This is a genomic window from Streptomyces sp. NBC_01003, assembly GCF_045162695.1.
In the GTDB taxonomy this organism is placed as follows: Bacteria; Actinomycetota; Actinomycetes; order Streptomycetales; family Streptomycetaceae; genus Streptomyces.
On the sequence record NZ_CP108707.1, the window covers coordinates 2,998,358 to 3,018,015 of the forward strand.

The 19,658-nt window shown below is 70.3% G+C and carries 20 protein-coding genes and 1 pseudogene; 13 read left to right on the top strand and 8 right to left on the bottom strand.

Annotation, left to right across the window (positions count from 1 at the left end):
* The first annotated feature begins 105 nt into the window (after nt 1-105).
* Nucleotides 106-1,302, top strand: coding sequence for a DUF3472 domain-containing protein (locus OG698_RS13845; protein ID WP_406103323.1), 1,197 nt, complete (start codon nt 106-108; stop codon nt 1,300-1,302).
* Nucleotides 1,303-1,338: 36 nt separating this feature from the next.
* Here the strand turns inward: OG698_RS13845 and OG698_RS13850 are convergent, their stop codons facing one another.
* Together OG698_RS13850 and OG698_RS13855 are read right to left on the bottom strand one after the other, a co-directional pair.
* The gene (locus tag OG698_RS13850; RefSeq protein ID WP_406103324.1) at nt 1,339-2,898 is read right to left on the bottom strand and encodes a right-handed parallel beta-helix repeat-containing protein; all 1,560 of its coding nucleotides are present in this window, start codon (nt 2,896-2,898) and stop codon (nt 1,339-1,341) included.
* A gap of 156 nt (nt 2,899-3,054) precedes the next feature.
* Nucleotides 3,055-4,110, bottom strand: a complete 1,056-nt coding sequence (locus OG698_RS13855; RefSeq protein ID WP_406103325.1) for a M36 family metallopeptidase — start codon at nt 4,108-4,110, stop codon at nt 3,055-3,057.
* 110 nt (nt 4,111-4,220) lie between these two features.
* Between OG698_RS13855 and OG698_RS13860 the strand changes: the two genes are divergently transcribed.
* The 12 genes from OG698_RS13860 (at nt 4,221) to OG698_RS13915 (ending at nt 14,511) form a co-directional block, all read left to right on the top strand.
* On the top strand, nt 4,221-4,787 hold the full coding sequence (locus OG698_RS13860; protein WP_266558600.1) for a GNAT family N-acetyltransferase: 567 nt from the start codon (nt 4,221-4,223) through the stop codon (nt 4,785-4,787).
* Nucleotides 4,788-5,002: 215 nt separating this feature from the next.
* A complete protein-coding gene (locus OG698_RS13865) occupies nt 5,003-5,086 on the top strand; it encodes a putative leader peptide (protein ID WP_324902501.1) in 84 nt (27 codons plus the stop codon).
* Nucleotides 5,087-5,204: 118 nt separating this feature from the next.
* Nucleotides 5,205-6,902 (top strand): nitrite/sulfite reductase, encoded by a 1,698-nt coding sequence (locus OG698_RS13870; protein WP_399967605.1) that lies wholly within the window; start codon nt 5,205-5,207, stop codon nt 6,900-6,902.
* Nucleotides 6,899-7,078 carry a hypothetical protein gene (locus OG698_RS13875; protein WP_100591340.1) on the top strand — a complete coding sequence of 60 codons (180 nt, stop codon included), beginning with the start codon at nt 6,899-6,901 and terminating at the stop codon, nt 7,076-7,078. Before OG698_RS13870 ends, OG698_RS13875 begins: the two co-directional genes overlap by 4 nt.
* A complete protein-coding gene (locus OG698_RS13880) occupies nt 7,075-7,797 on the top strand; it encodes a phosphoadenylyl-sulfate reductase (protein WP_406103326.1) in 723 nt (240 codons plus the stop codon). Before OG698_RS13875 ends, OG698_RS13880 begins: the two co-directional genes overlap by 4 nt.
* Nucleotides 7,797-8,363 (top strand): adenylyl-sulfate kinase, encoded by a 567-nt coding sequence (cysC, locus tag OG698_RS13885; RefSeq protein ID WP_362899070.1) that lies wholly within the window; start codon nt 7,797-7,799, stop codon nt 8,361-8,363. Before OG698_RS13880 ends, cysC begins: the two co-directional genes overlap by 1 nt.
* Complete coding sequence (gene cysD, locus OG698_RS13890; RefSeq protein ID WP_399967600.1) at nt 8,360-9,298, top strand: sulfate adenylyltransferase subunit CysD; 939 nt, start codon at nt 8,360-8,362, stop codon at nt 9,296-9,298. Before cysC ends, cysD begins: the two co-directional genes overlap by 4 nt.
* Nucleotides 9,299-10,657, top strand: a complete 1,359-nt coding sequence (locus tag OG698_RS13895) for a sulfate adenylyltransferase subunit 1 (RefSeq protein WP_399967598.1) — start codon at nt 9,299-9,301, stop codon at nt 10,655-10,657.
* 230 nt (nt 10,658-10,887) lie between these two features.
* Nucleotides 10,888-12,003 (top strand): aliphatic sulfonate ABC transporter substrate-binding protein, encoded by a 1,116-nt coding sequence (locus OG698_RS13900; protein ID WP_406103327.1) that lies wholly within the window; start codon nt 10,888-10,890, stop codon nt 12,001-12,003.
* 49 nt (nt 12,004-12,052) lie between these two features.
* A complete protein-coding gene (locus tag OG698_RS13905) occupies nt 12,053-12,844 on the top strand; it encodes an ABC transporter ATP-binding protein (RefSeq protein WP_406103328.1) in 792 nt (263 codons plus the stop codon).
* Nucleotides 12,831-13,754: an ABC transporter permease gene (locus OG698_RS13910; RefSeq protein WP_399967594.1), complete on the top strand. Its 924-nt coding sequence runs from the start codon at nt 12,831-12,833 to the stop codon at nt 13,752-13,754. The genes OG698_RS13905 and OG698_RS13910 overlap by 14 nt, the downstream gene beginning before the upstream one ends.
* A gap of 7 nt (nt 13,755-13,761) precedes the next feature.
* Nucleotides 13,762-14,511, top strand: a complete 750-nt coding sequence (locus OG698_RS13915) for a sirohydrochlorin chelatase (RefSeq protein ID WP_406103329.1) — start codon at nt 13,762-13,764, stop codon at nt 14,509-14,511.
* A gap of 221 nt (nt 14,512-14,732) precedes the next feature.
* Here OG698_RS13915 and OG698_RS13920 read toward each other — a convergent pair whose 3' ends face one another.
* The 6 genes and pseudogenes from OG698_RS13920 to OG698_RS13945 all read right to left on the bottom strand — a co-directional run bounded on the left by OG698_RS13920 (nt 14,733) and on the right by OG698_RS13945 (nt 19,450).
* A complete protein-coding gene (locus OG698_RS13920; RefSeq protein WP_406111054.1) occupies nt 14,733-15,545 on the bottom strand; it encodes a DUF4132 domain-containing protein in 813 nt (270 codons plus the stop codon).
* Nucleotides 15,539-15,769 (bottom strand): annotated as a pseudogene (locus OG698_RS13925) (ketopantoate reductase family protein); the annotation flags it as partial. The gene OG698_RS13920 and the pseudogene OG698_RS13925, both read right to left, overlap by 7 nt.
* Nucleotides 15,770-15,887: 118 nt before the next feature.
* Nucleotides 15,888-17,111 (bottom strand): RNA-guided endonuclease InsQ/TnpB family protein, encoded by a 1,224-nt coding sequence (locus tag OG698_RS13930; protein WP_406103330.1) that lies wholly within the window; start codon nt 17,109-17,111, stop codon nt 15,888-15,890.
* Nucleotides 17,112-17,252: 141 nt separating this feature from the next.
* Entirely contained in the window at nt 17,253-17,621 is a 369-nt protein-coding gene (locus tag OG698_RS13935; RefSeq protein WP_406103331.1) for a DUF4440 domain-containing protein, read from the bottom strand.
* Entirely contained in the window at nt 17,614-18,165 is a 552-nt protein-coding gene (locus tag OG698_RS13940) for a DUF1697 domain-containing protein (RefSeq protein ID WP_406103332.1), read from the bottom strand. Before OG698_RS13940 ends, OG698_RS13935 begins: the two co-directional genes overlap by 8 nt.
* A gap of 73 nt (nt 18,166-18,238) precedes the next feature.
* Nucleotides 18,239-19,450 carry a S8 family serine peptidase gene (locus OG698_RS13945; RefSeq protein ID WP_406103333.1) on the bottom strand — a complete coding sequence of 404 codons (1,212 nt, stop codon included), beginning with the start codon at nt 19,448-19,450 and terminating at the stop codon, nt 18,239-18,241.
* Between the last annotated feature and the right edge of the window lie 208 nt (nt 19,451-19,658).

Consider the following 19,658-nt stretch of genomic DNA (forward strand, 5'->3'; position numbering starts at 1 on the left):
TAAGTCACGCGCTTTCAATCACCTTCACGCATGACCACCTTCCAGCGCGGCGCAGCCCGACGCACTCCCTTCACGCATCCACCTCCATCACAGGCAGGGTTTTCGATGACTGGACGCTTCACCCGTTCCCTCAAGCGGCGGTCCGTGCCGCTCCTCGCGGCACTCGGCCTCGCCGCCGGAGCCGGCCTGGCCTCCGCCCCCGCGGCGAACGCGGACGACACGATCGGCACGACCCCGGGGACGTACACCTACTACTCGTTCCCGTCGGCGGCCGACGGGCTCAGCGAGGTCACCTGGTCCACGACCGTCGAGAAGGACCCCGGCTACAACGCGAACACCTTCTGGAGCCACCAGTTCGGCTTCAACGTCGGCAACGGCGCCTACATCGGGATGCAGCGCAACGGCGGCGACAAGCCGACGTTCCTGTTCTCGGTGTGGGACAGCTTCGAGCGCAAGCCCGGCTCGGAGGGCAGCTACTGCCTCCAGTTCGGCGGCGAGGGCGAGGGCTCAAGCTGTCGCATGAACCACGACTGGGAGGAAGGGCACACCTACACCTCCACGGTCGCCTACGAGGGCGACGGCTGGTTCGGCGCCACCATCCACGACAGGACCACGGGCGAGTCGTTCAAGCTCGGCAGCGTGCAGACGCCGGCCACCGCCATCAAGTCCACGGGCCTGATCGACTGGGTCGAGTACTTCGAGTGGAACGACCCGCGGGCCACCTGTTACGACCAGCCCTACTCGGACGCCCACTTCGGCCTGCCCACCGGCACCGCCGTCGGCGCCGACGCGGCCGTCAGCTCGGTGACCAAGACGAAGAGCAACCCGCCGTGCGCCGCCGCCGTGGACGCGCGTCCCGACGGAAGCACCAACCAGCGTCTGGCGCTGGGCAATTCGAAGCGCGCCGAGATCTCCGCGCCCGGCGACAAGTGCCTCGCCCCGAGGGGCGCCGTCAAGGACGGCGCGGCGCTCACGCTCGCCGCGTGCAAGGACAACGGTCCCGGCGCCTTCGAGCAGTCCTGGGTCCTCGCGGCCGACGGCACCGTCCGACTGCCGTCGGACTACTGCCTGACCGCGAGCGACAAGAAGAGCGTGCGCATCACCGACTGCGCGGGCGACATCGCCACCGGCGGCAAGGTCACCGACCCGGCCAAGCTGTGGAAGTACAACCCGGGCAAGAAGACCCTGGTGAACCAGGCGACCGGGCGCTCCCTCGCCCGCGCCGGCTCGGGCGTGACGCTCGCGCCGGCCGGACCGGACACGCAGGGCTGGAAGGCGCCGGTGCCCGTCAGCGCCCCGTAGGGCGCCCCGACCGGGATCAGGGCGCCCCACCGGTCGTCATCGGGAGGTTGAACTCCCGTTCCACGCACCGATGTTGGGCGCCGCTCCCGGCACCACCGGGTTGCCCGCGAAGTCGCGGGCGCCCGCGTCGGCGAGCGGCGCCCCCGTTCCGAGGGCGGGCGATCCGGCGCGCAGGGCGTAGGCGGCCGCGGCGTCCGCGTAACCCGTGGCCGTGCCCGGGCGGGTGAGCAGCGGGTCGGCGCTGGTGCCGCCGGGGTTCGCGGGCGCCGCCCCGATCCCGTACAGCGCGTTGTGGGACGCGGTGACGCCGCCGGAGCGCAGGGTGAAGGCCGCCGTACCGGCTCCCTGCTTCACGACGAGGTTGTTGTCGAAGGCGATCTCGTGCCGGCTGGTGGTGTTCTCGTTGACGACGGTCTGGCTGACGCCGTCACCTACGTAGATCGTGTTGTGCAGGAAGCGGACCCCGGAGAACGAGCCGCGGCAGGTCTCGATGCCCCTGAAGTGGTCGTTCTGGCTGATGTTGAAGCGGATCACGGCGTCGCCGAGGGTGCCGTCGGCGCTGCAGACGAGGAAGAACCCGCCCGCGTTGTCGTGGCTGTAGTTGTACTGGAAGACGGTGCCGAAGGAGCCCTCGTCGACGTCGTACGCCATGCCGTCGCGGGTCGTCTCGCCCCCGGACGTCTCGTTGTACTGGAAGACGGTGCCGTCCGCGTTCCACGGCCACATGCCCGCGTTGTATCCGGCCGAGCGCCGCTGGAAGCCGTGCAGGGTGTTGTGCTCGACCAGGGCGTCCTTGGTGGCGGTCATGACGATGCCGTCGCCACCGAGGTCGTTCAGTGTGTTGCCGCGCACGACGACGCCGGTGGACGGGACCCAGTGCGGGCCGTTCGGGTCGTAGCCGCTGATGGCGGGCCGCTGGTTCCAGCTGGACGCGAAGAAGATGCCCTCGCGGTCGACCGTCCTGAGGGTGTTGTTCTCGACGCGTACGTCGTCGTAGTGCGTCTCCTTCGCGGACCCGGTGACGGAGAAGAGGATGCCCGCGGAGCCGTCGTTGTCCTTGGTGTCGTCGCCGCGGATGTCGTGGATGTCGAGGCCCGTGAGGCGGTAGTGCCTGCCGGTGCCGTAGTCGCTGAGGACGACGCGCACGCCGCGGCGCTTCGTGCCCGGGTTCGCCGCGTTGGTGATCTCCAGGTCGGATACCTCGATCCACTGCGTGTTCCGCAGGAGGACGGTGTCGGGCGCGCCCCCGCCGTCGATCACCGGCTTCGCGCCGGTGCCGTAGGCGGCGATGCGGACGGGGCTGCCGGGAGCGCCCGCGCCGTTCGGGGTGAGCGTGCCCGTGCAGCGGGTGCCGCGCTTGAGGAGCACCTGGTCGCCGGGGCCGAGGTGCTGGGCGTTGACGGCGGCGAGCGTGCGCCAAGGCGCGGCCCGCGTGCCCTTCTGCGGGCCGGTCCCGCTGCGGCAGTCGACGTAGTGGGCGCGGGACTTGAACGGGGAGGCGGCCGTGGCGGCGGGGGCGGCCGCGAGGGCCGTGACGCCGGCGGTCGCGGCGGCGCAGAGGGCGACGAGCGCGGTGCTGACGCGGCTGCGTCTCATGACGTACCTCCGTTGAGTGGTTGCGGGTGCCGGAGGGGATGGAGTCGCCCGGCGGGACGGCTCAGAGCGTGCCGCCCGGCCGGGCCCGACTCCATGGACTTACGGAGGGGGTTCCTGGACATCCGCAGGTCCCGCACCCTCCGGTCCCGCGCGGACTCACACCCCGGGGATGCCCCGGGCCTGGAACGCCTTGCGCACGGCGTCCGCCGCGCTCTTTCCGTACATCTTCTGCGCGGTGGCGACTGTCGTCAGGGCCGCGTCCGTGAAGCTGGTGTCCGGGGCGAAGCCGAACTGCGCGTCGACGATGACGCGGTCGGCCGTGCGCGCGCCGAGCGCGCCCCTGATGTCGAACAGCGCCTGGGACCAGATCTCACCGTCCGCGTGCACCTCCCCCACCTTGTCGGCGTACGTCTTGCCCGTGTCGAGGCGACGCAGGCAGTGCGGGGCGGTGGCCGTGTACGAGACCGAGTCCCAGTCCGCGACACAGGCGAGGTCGGTCTTGCGCGGCCAGCCGTACTTGGCGTCCGCGTAGGCACCGACGGACGCCGCCAGGTAGTCGCCCCACGCCTCCCCGATGGAGCCGGCCTCCTCGGAGGTGCCGAACCCGGGGACCTGCGCGTTGTGCACGGCGTGTCCGTACTCGTGGACGATGACCTCGGCGTCCTCCGCGTCGTCGACGCCGCCCTTGCCGAAGCGGATCTCGGCCTTCTTGTCGGTGAAGAAGGAGTTGTCGGCGCCCCACTGGTCGATACGGACCGGCTGCTGCCGGTCGTTGGCGCCGGGCAGTTCGCCGCCGAAGCCGAGGCTCTGGAGGTACTCCTGTGCCTCGTTGACCCAGAAGTAGGCCATGACCTGCTCGAACTGGTCGTCCTTGCGGTCGTAGCCGCCGGCGCCGGCGACCGAGGCGGCGCCGCCGGTGTTCGATCTCACGGAGACCCACTTGCCCGAGAGGCCGCCGCTCGCGTCGAGGTTCCGCAGGGCGGCGAGGGTGTAGGCGGAGGCGGGCACCGCGGTCGCGGAGTCCTTCGCGTCGGTGAGGGTCTGGTCGCCGGACGACTGGACGGGGTTGACCATGAAGATCCGGCCTTGCGGGTCCGCGGCCTGGGCACCGGCCGTGGCGGAGGCCGGGGCGGCGAGAGTCGCGAGGGCCACGGTGGTGATGGCCGTGGCGAGGAGACCGCGGGGTGTGCGGCGAGCTGTCCTGCGGGGCATGAACATTCCTCCGGGTGCGTCGTGCGCGGGGGGTGGCATGGCGCGGGCGGATCTTCCCGTATCGCGGACCGCTTTGGCCAGGGTGCGGGGCCCGTGATTGCCTGACGTGCATGAGCAACATCGCTGTGACCACCTGGTCCCTGGAGCAGACCGCTCCCTCCGACCTCCGGCCGGCCGCCGCACCCGAGGGCGGCGACCTCCGCATCGTCCGCGCCGAGGTGCCCTCGCCGGAGTTCAGCCGCTTCCTGTACGCGTCCGTCGGGGGCGACATCCTCTGGACCGACCGGCTGAGCTGGACGTACGCGCGCTGGCAGGAAGTCCTGGCCCGGCCGGGCACCGAGACGTGGGTGGCGTACGAGAAGGGGACCCCGGCCGGCTACGTCGAGCTGGAGGCGCAGGACGACGGCGTCGTCGAGGTCGTCTACTTCGGCCTGATACCCGCCTTCCGGGGCCGCCGCATCGGCGGCCACCTCCTCTCCTACGGAGTGGCCCGCGCCTGGGACCTGGCCGAGCGGTGGCCGGACCGCACGCCGACGAAGCGGGTCTGGCTGCACACGTGCAGCAAGGACGGCGAGCACGCGATGGCCAACTACGAGCGGCGCGGGTTCCGCCTCTTCGACACGAAGGTCGAGGAGGAGCCCGAGGTGGCGACGCCGGGGCCGTGGCCGGGGGCGTAGCCCGGGCCGTAAGAGAGGGACAAGAACATGAGGGGCGCCGGGGGACACCGCGGCGCCCCTTCCCGTACCCTCCAGTCACACTCCAGCAGTCACACCCCGGTCCATTCCCGCAGCGTCCAGTGACGCGCGACACACCTGTCCGCGATGCGAGACAGTCTTGTCCACTTTCTGGACAGTGGTGGACTGGGCCGAAAGTCCCATGACACGCTTCCGTCATGGATCGAGCTGGAATTGCCTTGGTGAGTCGGCGGCACGTCGACCTCGGCCGCATGTCCAGCGCCATGTGTCCGGTGAGCTGACTCCACCAGCACCGCCGCACTTTCTCCCCGCACAGCACTCTGCGCACCGCCGCGCCCTCGCGCGAAGTGTGCTGGTCAAAGCTGTCAGAGCCTCCGCCCGCCCGAAGGACGTACACCCATGGCTGCCACCCCTGAAAAGCCCACGACCGCCGCGCCGCGCCGCAAGGTGAGCCGTCACCGCGGCGAGGGCCAGTGGGCCGTGGGGCACTTCACGCCGCTCAACGGCAACGAGCAGTTCAAGAAGGACGACGACGGTCTCAACGTGCGGACACGCATTGAGACGATCTACTCGAAGCGCGGCTTCGACTCCATCGACCCCAATGACCTCCGGGGCCGCATGCGCTGGTGGGGGCTCTACACCCAGCGCAAGCCCGGGATCGACGGCGGCAAGACCGCGATCCTGGAGCCGGAGGAGCTGGACGACGAGTACTTCATGCTCCGCGTCCGCATCGACGGCGGCCGGCTCACCACCGAGCAGCTGCGCGTCATCGGCGAGATCTCGCAGGAGTTCGCGCGCGGCACCGCCGACATCACCGACCGGCAGAACATCCAGTACCACTGGATCCGCATCGAGGACGTTCCGGAGATCTGGCGGCGCCTCGAAGCCGTCGGGCTCTCCACCACCGAGGCCTGCGGTGACACGCCCCGCGTCATCCTCGGCTCGCCCGTCGCCGGGGTCGCCGCCGACGAGATCATCGACGGCACGCCCGCCATCGACGAGATCCAGCGGCGCTTCATCGGCAACCCCGAGTTCTCGAACCTGCCCCGCAAGTTCAAGACCGCGATCTCCGGGTCCCCGCAGCTCGACGTGGCGCACGAGATCAACGACATCGCCTTCGTCGGCGTCAACCACCCCGAGCACGGCCCCGGCTTCGACCTGTGGGTCGGCGGCGGCCTGTCCACCAACCCCAAGCTGGGCCAGCGCCTCGGAGCGTGGGTGCCGCTCGACGAGGTGCCGGACGTGTACGGCGGCGTCATCGGCATCTTCCGCGACTACGGCTACCGCCGCCTGCGCACCCGCGCCCGCCTGAAGTTCCTGCTCGCCGACTGGGGCACCGAGAAGTTCCGGCAGGTCCTGGAGGACGAGTACCTCCAGCGGAAGCTGGTCGACGGCCCCGCGCCCGAGCAGCCCGCCGGCACCTGGCGCGACCACCTCGGCGTGCACCGCCAGAAGGACGGCCTCTTCTACGTCGGCTTCGCGCCCCGTGTCGGCCGCGTGGACGGCACGACCCTCACCAAGATCGCCGAGGTCGCGGGCGCCCACGGCTCCGGCCGGCTGCGCACCACCGCCGAGCAGAAGATGATCGTGCTCGACGTGGCCGAGGACCAGGTCGAATCGCTGGTGACGTCGCTGGAGGCGCTGGACCTCAAGGTCAACGCGTCTCCGTTCCGGCGCGGCACCATGGCCTGCACCGGCATCGAGTTCTGCAAGCTCGCCATCGTCGAGACGAAGGCGCGCGGCGCCTCGCTGATCGACGAACTGGAGCGCCGCGTCCCGGAGTTCGACGAGCCCCTCACCATCAACATCAACGGCTGCCCGAACGCCTGCGCCCGTATCCAGGTCGCGGACATCGGCCTCAAGGGCCAGCTGATGCTGGACGCCGACGGCAACCAGGTCGAGGGCTACCAGGTACACCTGGGTGGCGCGCTCGGCCTCGAGGCCGGGTTCGGCCGCAAGGTCCGCGGCCTGAAGGTCACCGCGGCCGAACTGCCCGACTACGTCGAGCGGGTCCTCAAGCGCTTCCAGGCGGAGCGCGAGGACGGCGAGCGCTTCGCCACGTGGACCGCGCGCGCGTCCGAGGAGGCCCTCTCGTGAGCGAGCGCGCCGCCCCCTTCTACTGCCCCTACTGCGGTGACGAGGACCTGCGTCCGAACGAGACCGGTCACGGCGCGTGGGAATGCGCGGCGTGCAATCGGGCCTTCCAGTTGAAGTTCCTCGGTCTGCTGACCCGGGGAGTTCAGCGCAACGACGGTGGAGGGGAAGACATATGACGAACACTCAGGCCACCCAGGTCCCTGACCGGACCGAGCCCGACCTGCGGGAGCTCGCGGAGCGGGCCGGGCGCGACCTGGAGGACGCGTCCGCCCTGGAGATCCTCACCTGGGCGGTCGACACGTTCGGCAAGCGCTTCTGCGTGACCTCCTCCATGGAGGACGCGGTCGTCGCCCACCTCGCCTCGCGCGCCAGGCCCGGCGTGGACGTCGTCTTCCTCGACACCGGCTACCACTTCGAGGAGACCATCGGCACCCGGGACGCCGTCGAGGCCGTGATGGACGTGAACGTCATCACGCTCACACCCCGCCGGACCGTCGCCGAGCAGGACGCCGAGTTCGGGCCGAAGCTGCACGACCGCGACCCCGACCTGTGCTGCGCCATGCGGAAGGTCAAGCCCCTTGAGGACGGCCTGAGTTCGTACACGGCATGGGCCACGGGACTGCGCCGCGACGAGTCCCCGACGCGGGCGAACACCCCGGTCGTCGGCTGGGACGAGAAGCGCCGCAAGGTGAAGGTCTCGCCGATCGCCCGCTGGACGCAGGACGACGTCGAGGCGTACGTCGCCGAGCACGGCGTGCTGACCAACCCCCTCCTCATGGACGGCTACGGCTCCGTGGGCTGCGCCCCCTGCACGCGGCGCCTCCTCGAGGGCGAGGACGCGCGGGCCGGCCGCTGGGCCGGAAGCAACAAGACCGAGTGCGGGATCCACGGCTGATGCCCGGGACCACAGAGACTTTGGAGAAGCAAGTGACCGGAGCCACCGTCTGGCTCACGGGTCTGCCGAGCGCGGGCAAGACCACCATCGCCAACGAGCTCGCCGAGCAGCTGCGTGCTGACGGCCGCCGCGTCGAGGTGCTCGACGGCGACGAGATCCGCGAGTTCCTCTCGGCGGGCCTCGGGTTCAGCCGCGCGGACCGCGACACCAACGTGCAGCGCATCGGCTTCCTCGCCGAACTCCTCGCCCGCAATGGTGTGTTGACGCTCGTCCCGGTGATCGCACCCTTCGCGGACAGCCGAGAGGCGGTACGCAAGCGCCACCAGGCCGGCGGCACCGGCTACCTCGAGGTGCACGTGGCCACGCCCGTCGAGGTGTGCTCCGTGCGCGACGTGAAGGGCCTGTACGCGAAGCAGGCGGCGGGCGAGATCTCCGGGCTCACCGGGGTCGACGACCCGTATGAGGCACCCGAATCGCCCGACCTGCGCATCGAGTCGCACACCCAGACCGTGCAGGAGTCCGCGGCGGCGCTCTACGCGCTGCTCACCGAGAGGGGTCTCTCATGACGACCGTCGCACCCACCACAGGCGAAGAGACCGACAGCCCGTACGCGCTCTCGCACCTGGACGCCCTCGAGTCCGAGGCCGTGCACATCTTCCGCGAGGTCGCGGGCGAGTTCGAGCGGCCGGTGATCCTCTTCTCCGGCGGCAAGGACTCCATCGTCATGCTGCACCTGGCACTGAAGGCGTTCGCGCCGGCGCCGGTGCCGTTCACGCTGCTGCACGTCGACACCGGGCACAACTTCCCCGAGGTCCTCGAGTACCGCGACCGCGTCGTCGCCGAGCACGGTCTGCGGCTGCACGTCGCGTCCGTGCAGGAGTACATCGACCGCGGCGCCCTCAAGGAGCGCCCGGACGGGACGCGCAACCCGCTGCAGACGGTGCCGCTGACGGAGAAGATCCAGACGGAGCGCTTCGACGCCGTCTTCGGCGGCGGGCGCCGCGACGAGGAGAAGGCGCGCGCCAAGGAACGCGTGTTCTCCCTGCGCGACGAGTTCTCCCAGTGGGACCCGCGCCGCCAGCGCCCCGAGCTGTGGCAGCTCTACAACGGCCGCCACGCCCCCGGCGAGCACGTGCGTGTCTTCCCGCTGTCCAACTGGACCGAGCTCGATGTGTGGCAGTACATCGCCCGCGAGGGCATCGAACTGCCGGAGATCTACTTCGCCCACGAGCGGGACGTCTTCAAGCGCTCCGGCATGTGGCTGACCGCCGGTGAGTGGGGCGGTCCCAAGGACGGCGAGAGCGTCGAGAAGCGCCTCATCCGCTACCGCACGGTCGGCGACATGTCGTGCACCGGCGCCGTCGACTCCGACGCGACGACGCTGGACGCCGTGATCGCCGAGATCGCCGCCTCCCGGCTCACCGAGCGGGGCGCGACCCGTGCCGACGACAAGATGTCCGAGGCCGCGATGGAAGACCGCAAGCGCGAGGGGTATTTCTAAATGACCACCACCACAGAGCAGTTGGCCGACCTGTCGGCCACCACCCTGCTGCGGTTCGCCACCGCCGGTTCCGTCGACGACGGCAAGTCCACGCTCGTGGGCCGCCTGCTCCACGACTCCAAGTCGGTCCTCACGGACCAGCTGGAGGCCGTCGAGCACGCGTCCCGCAACCGCGGTCAGGAGACGCCCGACCTGGCGCTGCTCACCGACGGCCTGCGCGCCGAGCGCGAGCAGGGCATCACCATCGACGTCGCCTACCGCTACTTCGCCACGGCCCGGCGCCGGTTCATCCTGGCCGACACCCCGGGCCATGTGCAGTACACCCGGAACATGGTGACCGGCGCGTCCACCGCCGACCTCGCCGTCGTCCTCGTCGACGCCCGCAACGGCGTCATCGAGCAGACCCGCCGGCACGCCGCCGTCGCGGCGCTCCTGCGCGTCCCGCACGTCGTGCTCGCGGTGAACAAGATGGACCTCGTCGACTACGCGGAGCCCGTCTTCGCGAAGATCGCCGAGGAGTTCACGGCGTACGCGTCCGACCTGGGCGTTCCCGAGATCACCGCGATCCCGATCTCCGCGCTCGCCGGTGACAACGTCGTGGAGCCGTCCGCGAACATGGACTGGTACGGCGGCCCGACCGTGCTCGAGCACCTGGAGACGGTCCCGGTCAGCCACGACCTGACGAGCTGCCACGCGCGGCTGCCCGTCCAGGTCGTCATCCGCCCGCAGACCGCGGAGCACCCCGACTACCGCGGCTACGCGGGCCAGATCGCGGCCGGCACGTTCCGCGTCGGCGAGTCCGTCACCGTACTGCCGTCGGGCCGCACGTCGAAGGTCTCCGGGATCGACCTGCTGGGCAAGGCGGTCGACGTGGCGTGGACGCCGCAGTCGGTGACTCTCCTCCTGGAGGACGACATCGACATCTCGCGCGGCGATCTGATCGTGCCGAGCGGCGACGCGCCCGCGACCTCGCAGGACGTCGAGGCGACGGTCTGCCACGTGGCCGACCAGCCTCTCGCCGTCGGCCAGCGCGTGCTGCTCAAGCACACGACGCGCACGGTCAAGGCGATCGTCAAGGAGATCCCCTCGCGGCTCACCCTGGACGACCTGTCCCAGCACCCCGAGCCGGGGCAGCTGGTCGCCAACGACATCGGCCGCGTAAAGGTCCGCACCGCCGAGCCGGTCGCGCTCGACGACTACGCCGACTCGCGCCGCACCGGTTCGTTCCTCCTCATCGACCCGTCCGACGGGACGACGCTCGCCGCCGGCATGGCGGGCGAGGCGTTCGGCGGCAAGCCGCATGCGGCCCACGCGGAAGAGACCGCGCCGGCCTCGGACGACGACGGCTGGGACTTCTAGTCATGACGGTCATCGACATGTATGCGACGTTCGCGAAAGAGGGCGGCCGCGTCGGCAGCGGCGCCCTCGGCGCGGGCCAGGGCGGAGTCGGGCGATGTGCGCGATGACGTACGCGCACTGCCTGCGCGCCCACACCCCCCGCGACCTGTTCGTACGAAGACGAAACCCTGCCGACCTCCCGGCCACGCCCTGAGAGCGTGACCGCCGGGCCAACGAGAGGACCACCTCCCGTGCCTGCCAACTCCGCCTCCTGGCGCCGCGGCCTCGCCGCCGTCGCCGCTCTGCCGCTCCTCGCGCTCGCCGCGACGGCCTGCGGCTACGGCTCCGACGCCAAGGACGACACGTCCGACAAGACGAACGTCGCCGCCAAGGGCAAGAAGCTCTCCGCCGACACCGTGAAGATCGGTTACTTCGGCAACCTGACGCACGGCACCGCCCTCGTGGGCAACCAGAAGGGCTTCTTCCAGAAGGAGCTCCAGGGCACACAGGCCAAGTACCAGATCTTCAACGCGGGCCCGTCCGAGATCGAGGCGCTCAACGGCGGCTCCATCGACATCGGCTGGATCGGCCCCTCGCCGTCGATCAACGGCTTCACCAAGTCCCAGGGCAAGAGCCTGCGCATCATCGGCGGTTCGGCGTCCGGCGGTGTGAAGCTCGTGGTGAACCCGAAGAAGATCAAGTCCCTGGACGACGTCAAGGGCAAGAAGATCGCCACCCCGCAGCTCGGCAACACGCAGGACGTCGCGTTCCTCAACTGGATCGCCGAGAAGGGCTGGAAGGTCGACGCCAACAGCGGCAAGGGCGACGTCTCCGTGGTCCGTACGGACAACAAGATCACCCCGGACGCCTACAAGTCCGGCTCGGTCGACGGCGCCTGGGTACCGGAGCCGACCGCGTCCAAGCTCGTGGCCGAGGGCGGCAAGGTCCTCCTCGACGAGTCGGACCTGTGGCCCGACAAGAAGTTCGTGATCACGAACATCATCGTGTCGCAGAAGTTCCTCAAGGAGCACCCGGACGTCGTCGAGGCCGTGCTGCGCGGCTCGGTGAAGACGAACTCCTGGATCAACGCCAACCCGGACGAGGCGAAGGCCGCGGCCAACAAGCAGCTGGCGGCCGACTCCGGCAAGGCGCTGCCCGCGGACGTGCTCGACCCGGCCTGGAAGTCGATCCGGTTCACCGACGACCCGCTGGCCTCGACGCTCGACTCCGAGGCGGCGCACGCGGTGAAGGCGGGCCTGCTGGAGAAGCCCGACCTCAAGGGCATCTACGACCTCGCGCCGCTGAACAAGGTCCTCAAGGCCGAGGGCAAGGGCGCGGTCGCCGACGCCGGCCTCGGCGTCAAGTAACCGCGTCGGCAAAGCCCGTAATCGCTTGAGTTCCCAGGAGGTGACGACCATGGCAACGACCCTCGCCAAGGCCGCGGACGGCGGCACGCGGACCACCGGCCACGCCGCGCGGATCGAGCACGTCTCGAAGTCCTTCGCCACGCCCGCCGGGCAGCAGCTCGTCCTGGACGACATCACGCTCGATGTCGCTCCGGGCGAGTTCGTCACCCTCCTGGGAGCCTCGGGCTGCGGGAAGTCGACGCTGCTCAATCTGGTCGCGGGCCTCGACCGGCCCTCGTCCGGCGAGATCAGCACGCAGGGCCGGCCGGCCCTGATGTTCCAGGAGCACGCCCTCTTCCCGTGGCTGACCGCGGGCAAGAACATCGAACTGGCCCTGAAGCTGCGCGGCGTTCCGAAGGCGGACCGCCGCACGCGGGCGGAGGAGCTCCTGGAGCTCGTCCGCCTGAACGGTGCGTACGGCAAGCGGGTGCACGAGCTGTCGGGCGGCATGCGCCAGCGCGTGGCGCTGGCCCGCGCGCTCGCGCAGGACAGCCAACTGCTGCTGATGGACGAGCCGTTCGCCGCGCTCGACGCCATCACGCGCGACGTGCTGCACGACGAGCTGACCCGCATCTGGCGCGAGACGAACGTCTCCGTCCTGTTCGTCACCCACAACGTCCGCGAGGCGGTCCGTCTCGCGGAGCGGGTCGTGCTGCTCTCTTCGCGGCCGGGCCGGGTGGCGCACGAGTGGCGGGTCGGCATTCCGCAGCCGCGCCGCATCGAGGACACCGCCGTGGCGGAACTGTCCGTCGAGATCACCGAACAACTGCGTGGGGAGATCCGCCGCCATGGCCAGCACTGAGACGACGACCGCGGGCAAGGACACGGGCGCCGTCAAGGACTCGGGCGCCGCACAGGACCTGGCCGGCCTCGAAGCGGGGCTCGACGCCCTGGACACCGTCCAGACCGCCCGTACCCCGCTGCGCCAGACGCTGGTCCAGAAGGTGCTGCCGCCACTGACGGCGGTGCTCCTGGTCCTGGTGGTGTGGCAGGGACTGGTCTCGTTCAAGATCGTCGACGACCCGAGCAAGCTGCCCTCGCCGTCCGCGGTGTGGGGCGAGGTGTCCGACGCGTGGCTGCAGGGGACGCTCCTCGACTACATCTGGACGAGTGTGTCGCGCGGCCTGCTCGGCTTCCTGCTGGCACTCGTGATCGGCACCCCGCTCGGCCTGGTCGTCGCCCGGGTCCGGTTCATCCGGTCCGCGATCGGCCCGATCCTGTCCGGCCTCCAGTCGCTGCCCTCGGTCGCCTGGGTCCCGCCGGCCGTGATCTGGCTGGGCCTCGACAACAAGATGATGTACGCCGTGATCCTGCTCGGCGCGGTCCCCTCGATCGCCAACGGCCTGGTGTCGGGCGTCGACCAGGTGCCGCCGCTGTTCCTGCGGGCCGGCCGCACACTCGGCGCGACGGGCCTGCGGCACACCTGGCACATCGTGCTCCCGGCCGCGCTGCCCGGCTATCTCGCGGGCCTGAAGCAGGGCTGGGCGTTCTCGTGGCGTTCGCTGATGGCCGCGGAGATCATCGCCTCGTCGCCCGACCTGGGCATCGGACTCGGCCAGCTCCTGGAGAACGGCCGCAACGCCAGCTCCATGTCCATGGTCTTCCTCGCCATCTTCCTGATCCTGATCGTCGGCATCGCCATCGACCTGCTGATCTTCAGCCCCCTGGAGCGGCGCGTCCTGCGCAGCCGCGGCCTCCTGGTGAGGAGCTGACCCCGTCATGCACCAGCGCCCCGCCCGCCCGGTCCTGCTCGTGATCGCTCACGGCAGCCGCGATCCGCGCCATGCCGCGACGGTCCACGCGCTCGTACGCGAAGTACGGGCGCTGCGGCCGGGGCTGCGCGTGGAGACGGGGTTCCTGGACTTCAACGTCCCCTCGGTGAACGGCGTCCTGGAGTCCCTGGCGGCGGAGGGCGTGCGCGACGTGGTCGCCCTCCCCCTGCTCCTGACGCGCGCGTTCCACGCGAAGGCGGACATCCCGGCGGTCCTGCGGCAGGCCCCGGCCCGGCTGCGGATCCGCCAGGCGGAGGTGCTCGGCCCCTCCCCACTCCTGACGGCAGCGCTCGAACGCCGCCTCTACCAGGCCGGGCTCACCCCGGCCGACAAGCCCACGACCGGGGTCGTCCTGGCCTCGGCGGGCTCCACAGACCCGGAGGCGATCGCAGTGATCGCTGAAATCGCGCGGGAGTGGCGGCACACCGGTTGGTGCGCCGTGCGACCTGCGTTCGCCTCCGCATCTCTGCCCCGCACGGAGGACGCCGTGGCGCAACTGCGCGCCGAGGGCGTCCACCGGGTGGCCGTGGCCCCCTACGTCTTGGCCCCCGGCCACCTCCCGGACCGCATCGCCCGCGGCGCCTGCGAAGCGGACGTCCTCGCGGACGTACTGGGCCCGGCACCGGAGGTGGCGCGGCTGCTTGTGCGGCGGTACGAGGCGGCGACGGTACGGGAGTTGGTGGCGGTGGGCGCGTGAGGCGCGCCGCGCGGGCTGAGAACATGATCGGCGGCGACAGGGCCACTCACCCCGCCTCCAGGAGAGCCTCCACCGTCCGCACCATGCGTTCCAGAAGCGATCGTCGTAAGGCAGGTACGGCAGCGCGCGCATGTTCTTGCCAGTGGGGACGGCGATGTCCACCGGGTCGCCGTCGCGGCTGACGCTGCCTGTGGCCAGGTGGACGGTGTGGCCTCGCACCGTCACATGGCGGTCGGCCACCTCGACCTGGGGGCCGCGGTCGGTGACGCGGCCAGGACACGGCGCAGTGCGTCGCGGCGGAGGCGGGACTGAGTGCCCAGCGGCATGTCGTGCAGGCGGCGGATCTCCTCCCGGCGCCGTGGCGTGTTCTCCTCCTCGTCCCACCAGCCGAAACTTCCGACGGCGGCCAGCAGGTCGACCGTACGCAGGATCTCCGATCTCAGGACCGGGTCGAGTTCGCCCAGGGGCCGGTCGAGGCGGACGTGCCGGACCCCGCACCAGCCGGTCATCCCCGGGTAGATGTGGCCCCATCCGAAGTCGATGGTCGCCGTGACTGTGCCGAACCTGCGCACCAGGACGTCGTACTCGATGTTCCACCCCTCGCGCACGGCGACGCCCAGCACCGCCTCCATGCGGACCAACGGCCCCTGGAACATGGCCGTTTCGAGCCCCTTCTCGGGTGGCGCGTACTGCTCGCGGTAGGCCTGTCGGAACGGCTGGCGCAGGGCGAGCGCCATGACCCGCGCCCGCCACTCGGCCCGCTCGGCGTCGCCGGCCCGGGCCGGGTGCCACAGGCGGACCTGCGTGCCGGGCGGGAGATCCGGCAGCGGCGGGTCCTCGGCCGGGAGGAGCCCGTGCCACGCCCCCGGCACGCGCTCGAACTCCCAGATGAGCCTGCGGCACACGGGACCCGCCACGGGGTGAGAGGCGAGGTCGTCGCGCCAACGCCCGTAGCGGTACGTGGTGTTCAGCGCGAAGCCGCCCTCCAGGGCGACGGCCAGTGTCCGCTGTTGGGCTCGGACCTTCTTCAGCAGTTCCCTGGCCGCGGCGACCTCGTCCGGACGGAATGCGACGACTGGCGGGGCGCCGCGCCGGCCTCCGAGATGAGTTCCGCGATCGGCATGGACCCGGCCGGCCTGCGCTCGCGGGCGAAGCGGTTGGCGACCGACTGGAGGGCGTCGTTGACCGGGGTCGGAACGCCGTGCAGCCGTCCGAGCGGGCCCATCTCGCCGTTGAGGTAGTCGGACTCGATGGCGCCCGGCCTGTGCGAGCCGGACGCAGATGGCGCCCTGACCGCTCCTGCTCCAATGATGAGTTGACTTGCTCCCCGGGACTGAGGCCTGGGGATACCGGCCTTCGCTCTCGTTGCTGTGCCGCTATGCGGCACGGGGTTGGGGAGAGAATCCGTGGCTTCCTGTTTCGTCGCGCTGTGCCGGGACGGATCCTGGTCTTACCTGCGCTCCACAGGCCGTAACCGCCAGTCCGGCGGCCCTTTTCACATTCTTCGCGGCGTTGTGGTCCCGGTCATGGACCGCACCGCAGGCGGCACAGGTCCACTCCCGCACGTGCAGGGGCTTGGGCCCGTCCTTGACACCGCACGCCGAGCAGACCTGGCTGGTCGGCTCGAACCTGCCGATCTTCACCAGTGTCCGCCCGTACCGGACCGCCTTGTACTCCAGCATGTGCACGAACTGCGCCCAGCCCGCATCGAGCACGGATTTGGCCAGCCTGGTACGCGCCAATCCCTTGACCGCCAGATCCTCCACACCGATCGCTTGGTTCTCACGGATCAGCCTGGTGGAGAGCTGGTGGTGGAACTCACGGCGCGCATCAGCCACTTGCGCGTAGGCGCGGGCAACCTTCAGGCGGGCCTTGGTCCGGTTCTTCGACCCCTTCTGCTTTCGGGACAGATCCCGCTGGGCCTTCTTGAGTTTCTTCTCCGCACGGCGCAGAAAACGAGGAGAGTCGATCTTCCTGCCGTCCGAAAGGACCGCAAAGTGCGTCAGCCCCAGGTCGATGCCGACCACCTGGCCACTGCCGGGCATCCGCGCGGCGTCGGCGGCCGGATCGGTGTCGATGACGAACGAGGCGAAGTACCGTCCGGCCGCATCCTTGATCACTGTGACCGAGGTCGGGGTGGCGGGAAGGGAGCGGGACCACTTGACCTTGACCTCGCCGATCTTCGGCAGGTGCAGCCGCCCGGCGGGGGTGATACTCCAGCGGGCGTTGGCGGTGAACCGGATCGACTGGCGGTTGTCCTTGCGGGACTTGAACCGCGGCGCACCCACCCTCGCCCCCTTGCGGGCGCCCTTGAGAGAGGCGAAAAAGTTCCGGTAGGCCGCCTCAACATCGCGCAGGGATTGCTGGAGCACAACGGCGGAGACGTCGCCCAGCCACGACCGAGCCTGGGTCTGCTTCGCCCGGGTGATCAGCTCTTTGGACAACTGCCCTGCGCTGGGGAACGGTTCCCCCGCCTGGCGGGCGTCCTCACGGGCGCGCACCGCGTCGTTGAACACGACGCGGGCGCACCCGAACGCCATCGCCAGCGCCATCCGCTGACCGGTGTCCGGGTACAACCTGAAGGCGTACCGCAGCTGCATGACGATCACACTAGGTACGTCGCACACGCGGGTCACTACAGAACGTTCGTGCGAGTTGTCACCGTCAGTCTCGGCTGCGGCACCGTACAGCCTGATCCAGGGGTGCGGCTCCGATCGAGGAGCTGTCCCGGCTCGACAGGCTCACCGGCTGAACGGCGTCCCCTGATGGAAGTAGAGCAGCCAGCCCTCGACGCCCTGCCGCCACAGTGAACTGCGGTGTGCGCAAGCCCCGTTGATGTCGGTGTCGAAGGTCAGATGGACGAGCCCGGGGCCGAGCCGCACGCCCTTCATCCGCGAGACGGTGAGGGGCCGCACGCCCGGCTCGCGCGTGGCGCCGAGCTCGGCGATGATCGAGGCGCGGTCCCTGCGGCGGCCCGACGCGCCGAACTCGAAGTAGTCGGGGTGCAGCAGCGCGCCGAGCAGCTCCGGGGAGCGGCGCACGGCCGGGTCGAGCAGCCGCAGTTCACCCTCGATGGCGGCGTCGACGGCGTCGTCGTCGAGCTCAGGCACCGGTCATCTCCACGAGCTTGACGACGGTGTTCCAGTTGCGGGAGGTGGCGATGAGGCCCTTGTTCAGGGCCGGCCGGGAGAGCACGGCGCCGAGCTTCGAGCGGCCGAGGCCCTCGGGAGCGTAGAGGTACAGCTCGCGCGGGCCGAGCCGGAAGTCCTCGGGGGCGAACTCGGCCGGGTCGACGGAGGCGAACCGCTCGGGGTCGACGGGCCCGGAGAAGTAGGTGACGTGCAGTTGCTTGCCTTCGAGCGAGGCGGCGGGGAAGGGGCACGCGTCCACGACCGACGCGAGGTAGGCGTGCCCGCGCACGATCACGTCCACGCCGAAGCCGAACTCCTTCTCGATGGCTTCGCTCAGCTCGGCGGCCAGGGTCTCCTCGTCGCCGTGGTCGCTGGTGAACGTCGCGTTGCCGCTCTGCAGATACGTCCGTACGTCGCCGTGCCCGAGCCCTTCGATCAGGGGGCGAAGCCGCGCCATGGGGACCTTTCTGCTGCCGCCCACATTGATCCCGCGGAGCAGTGCCGCGTACGCCTTTGTCGCCATGGGGACACGATAGGCGGCCGCCGCGCCCCGTGGGGGAGGGCACGGCGGCCGCCGGTCAGGGGTGCTGCCGGTGCTACTCGACGATCTTGAGGAGCTTGTTCGGCGTGCCCTCGCTCGCGTTGGAGATCTTGTCGGGGGTCGCGCCGTCGGTCAGTGCCTTGGAGACGTCCGCGGGCGTCGCGTCCGGGTGGCCGCTCAGGTAGACGGCGGCGGCGCCCACGACGTGGGGGGTCGCCATCGACGTACCGGAGATGGTGTTGGTGGCGTCGTCGCCGGTGTTCCAGTCGGAGGTGATGTCCGAGCCGGGGGCGTAGATGTCCACGACGGAGCCGTAGTTGGAGAAGTCGGACTGCTCGTCGTCCTTGGTGGAGGAGGCGACGGTGATGGCCTCCTTGACGCGGGCCGGGGACCCGGCGGACGCGTCGGTCGACTCGTTGCCCGCGGCGACCGCGAAGGTGACGCCGGAGGCGATGGCCTTCTGGACGGCCGCGTCGAGCGCCTCGTCGGCGCCGCCGCCGAGGGACATGTTGGCGACGGACGGGCCCTGGTGGTTCTTGGTGACCCAGTCGATGCCCGCGACGACCTGCTCGGTGGTGCCCGAGCCCTCGTTGTCGAGGACGCGGACGGCGACGATCTTCGCCTTCTTGGCGACGCCGTGCGCGTCACCGGCGATGGTCCCGGCGACATGCGTGCCGTGGCCGTTGCCGTCGTCGGCGTTGTCGTCGTTGTCGATGGCGTCGAAGCCGGAGGTGGCGCGGCCGCCGAAGTCCTTGTGGCTGATGCGGACGCCGGTGTCGATGACGTACGCGGTCACGCCCTCACCGGCGCTGTCCGGGTACGTGTACTTCTTGTCGCCCGCGGTGTCCGCCTGGTCGATGCGGTCCAGGCCCCACGACGGCGGGTTGTCCTGGGTGGCGTCGATGTGGAACTTCTTGTTCTGGACGACCTTGGCGACCGACGAATCGGCGGCGAGGCGCTTGGCCTCGGTCTCCGAAAGGCCGTTCACAGAGAATCCGTTGACGGCGGAGGAGTAGGCGCGCTTCAGCTGGCCGCCGTACTCCTTGGCGAGGTCCTGCTTGCCGTTCTTGTCCGTCTTCTGGTCCAGCAGCACGATGTAGCTGCCGGAGACGGCGCCCTTGGCGTCGAGCCCGTAGACCTTGCCCTCGGCGGGGGTCGAGGCGCCGGCCAGGGAGCCCGCGAAGACGATCACGCCGGCCGCGGTGGCAGCGGTGGCTATCGCCGCGGTGAGCTTCATCGTGCTGCGGGCACGCTTGTGAGTTGCCATGAAGAGGGGTCTCCTCGTGGTTTCTGTGGGGGGGTTTGTGGGGGGTTTACTGATGGTTCTCAACGATCCCCCGGCAATCTCCGGAAGATCTCCGGGGGTTGGCACGAAACACTGGCCGATTGACGCGACCAGATCAAGACCTACATACAGCTGTGACTTGTTCAACAAGCCTTCGTAATAACAATTCGGTCTTCGACCGACACTTCGG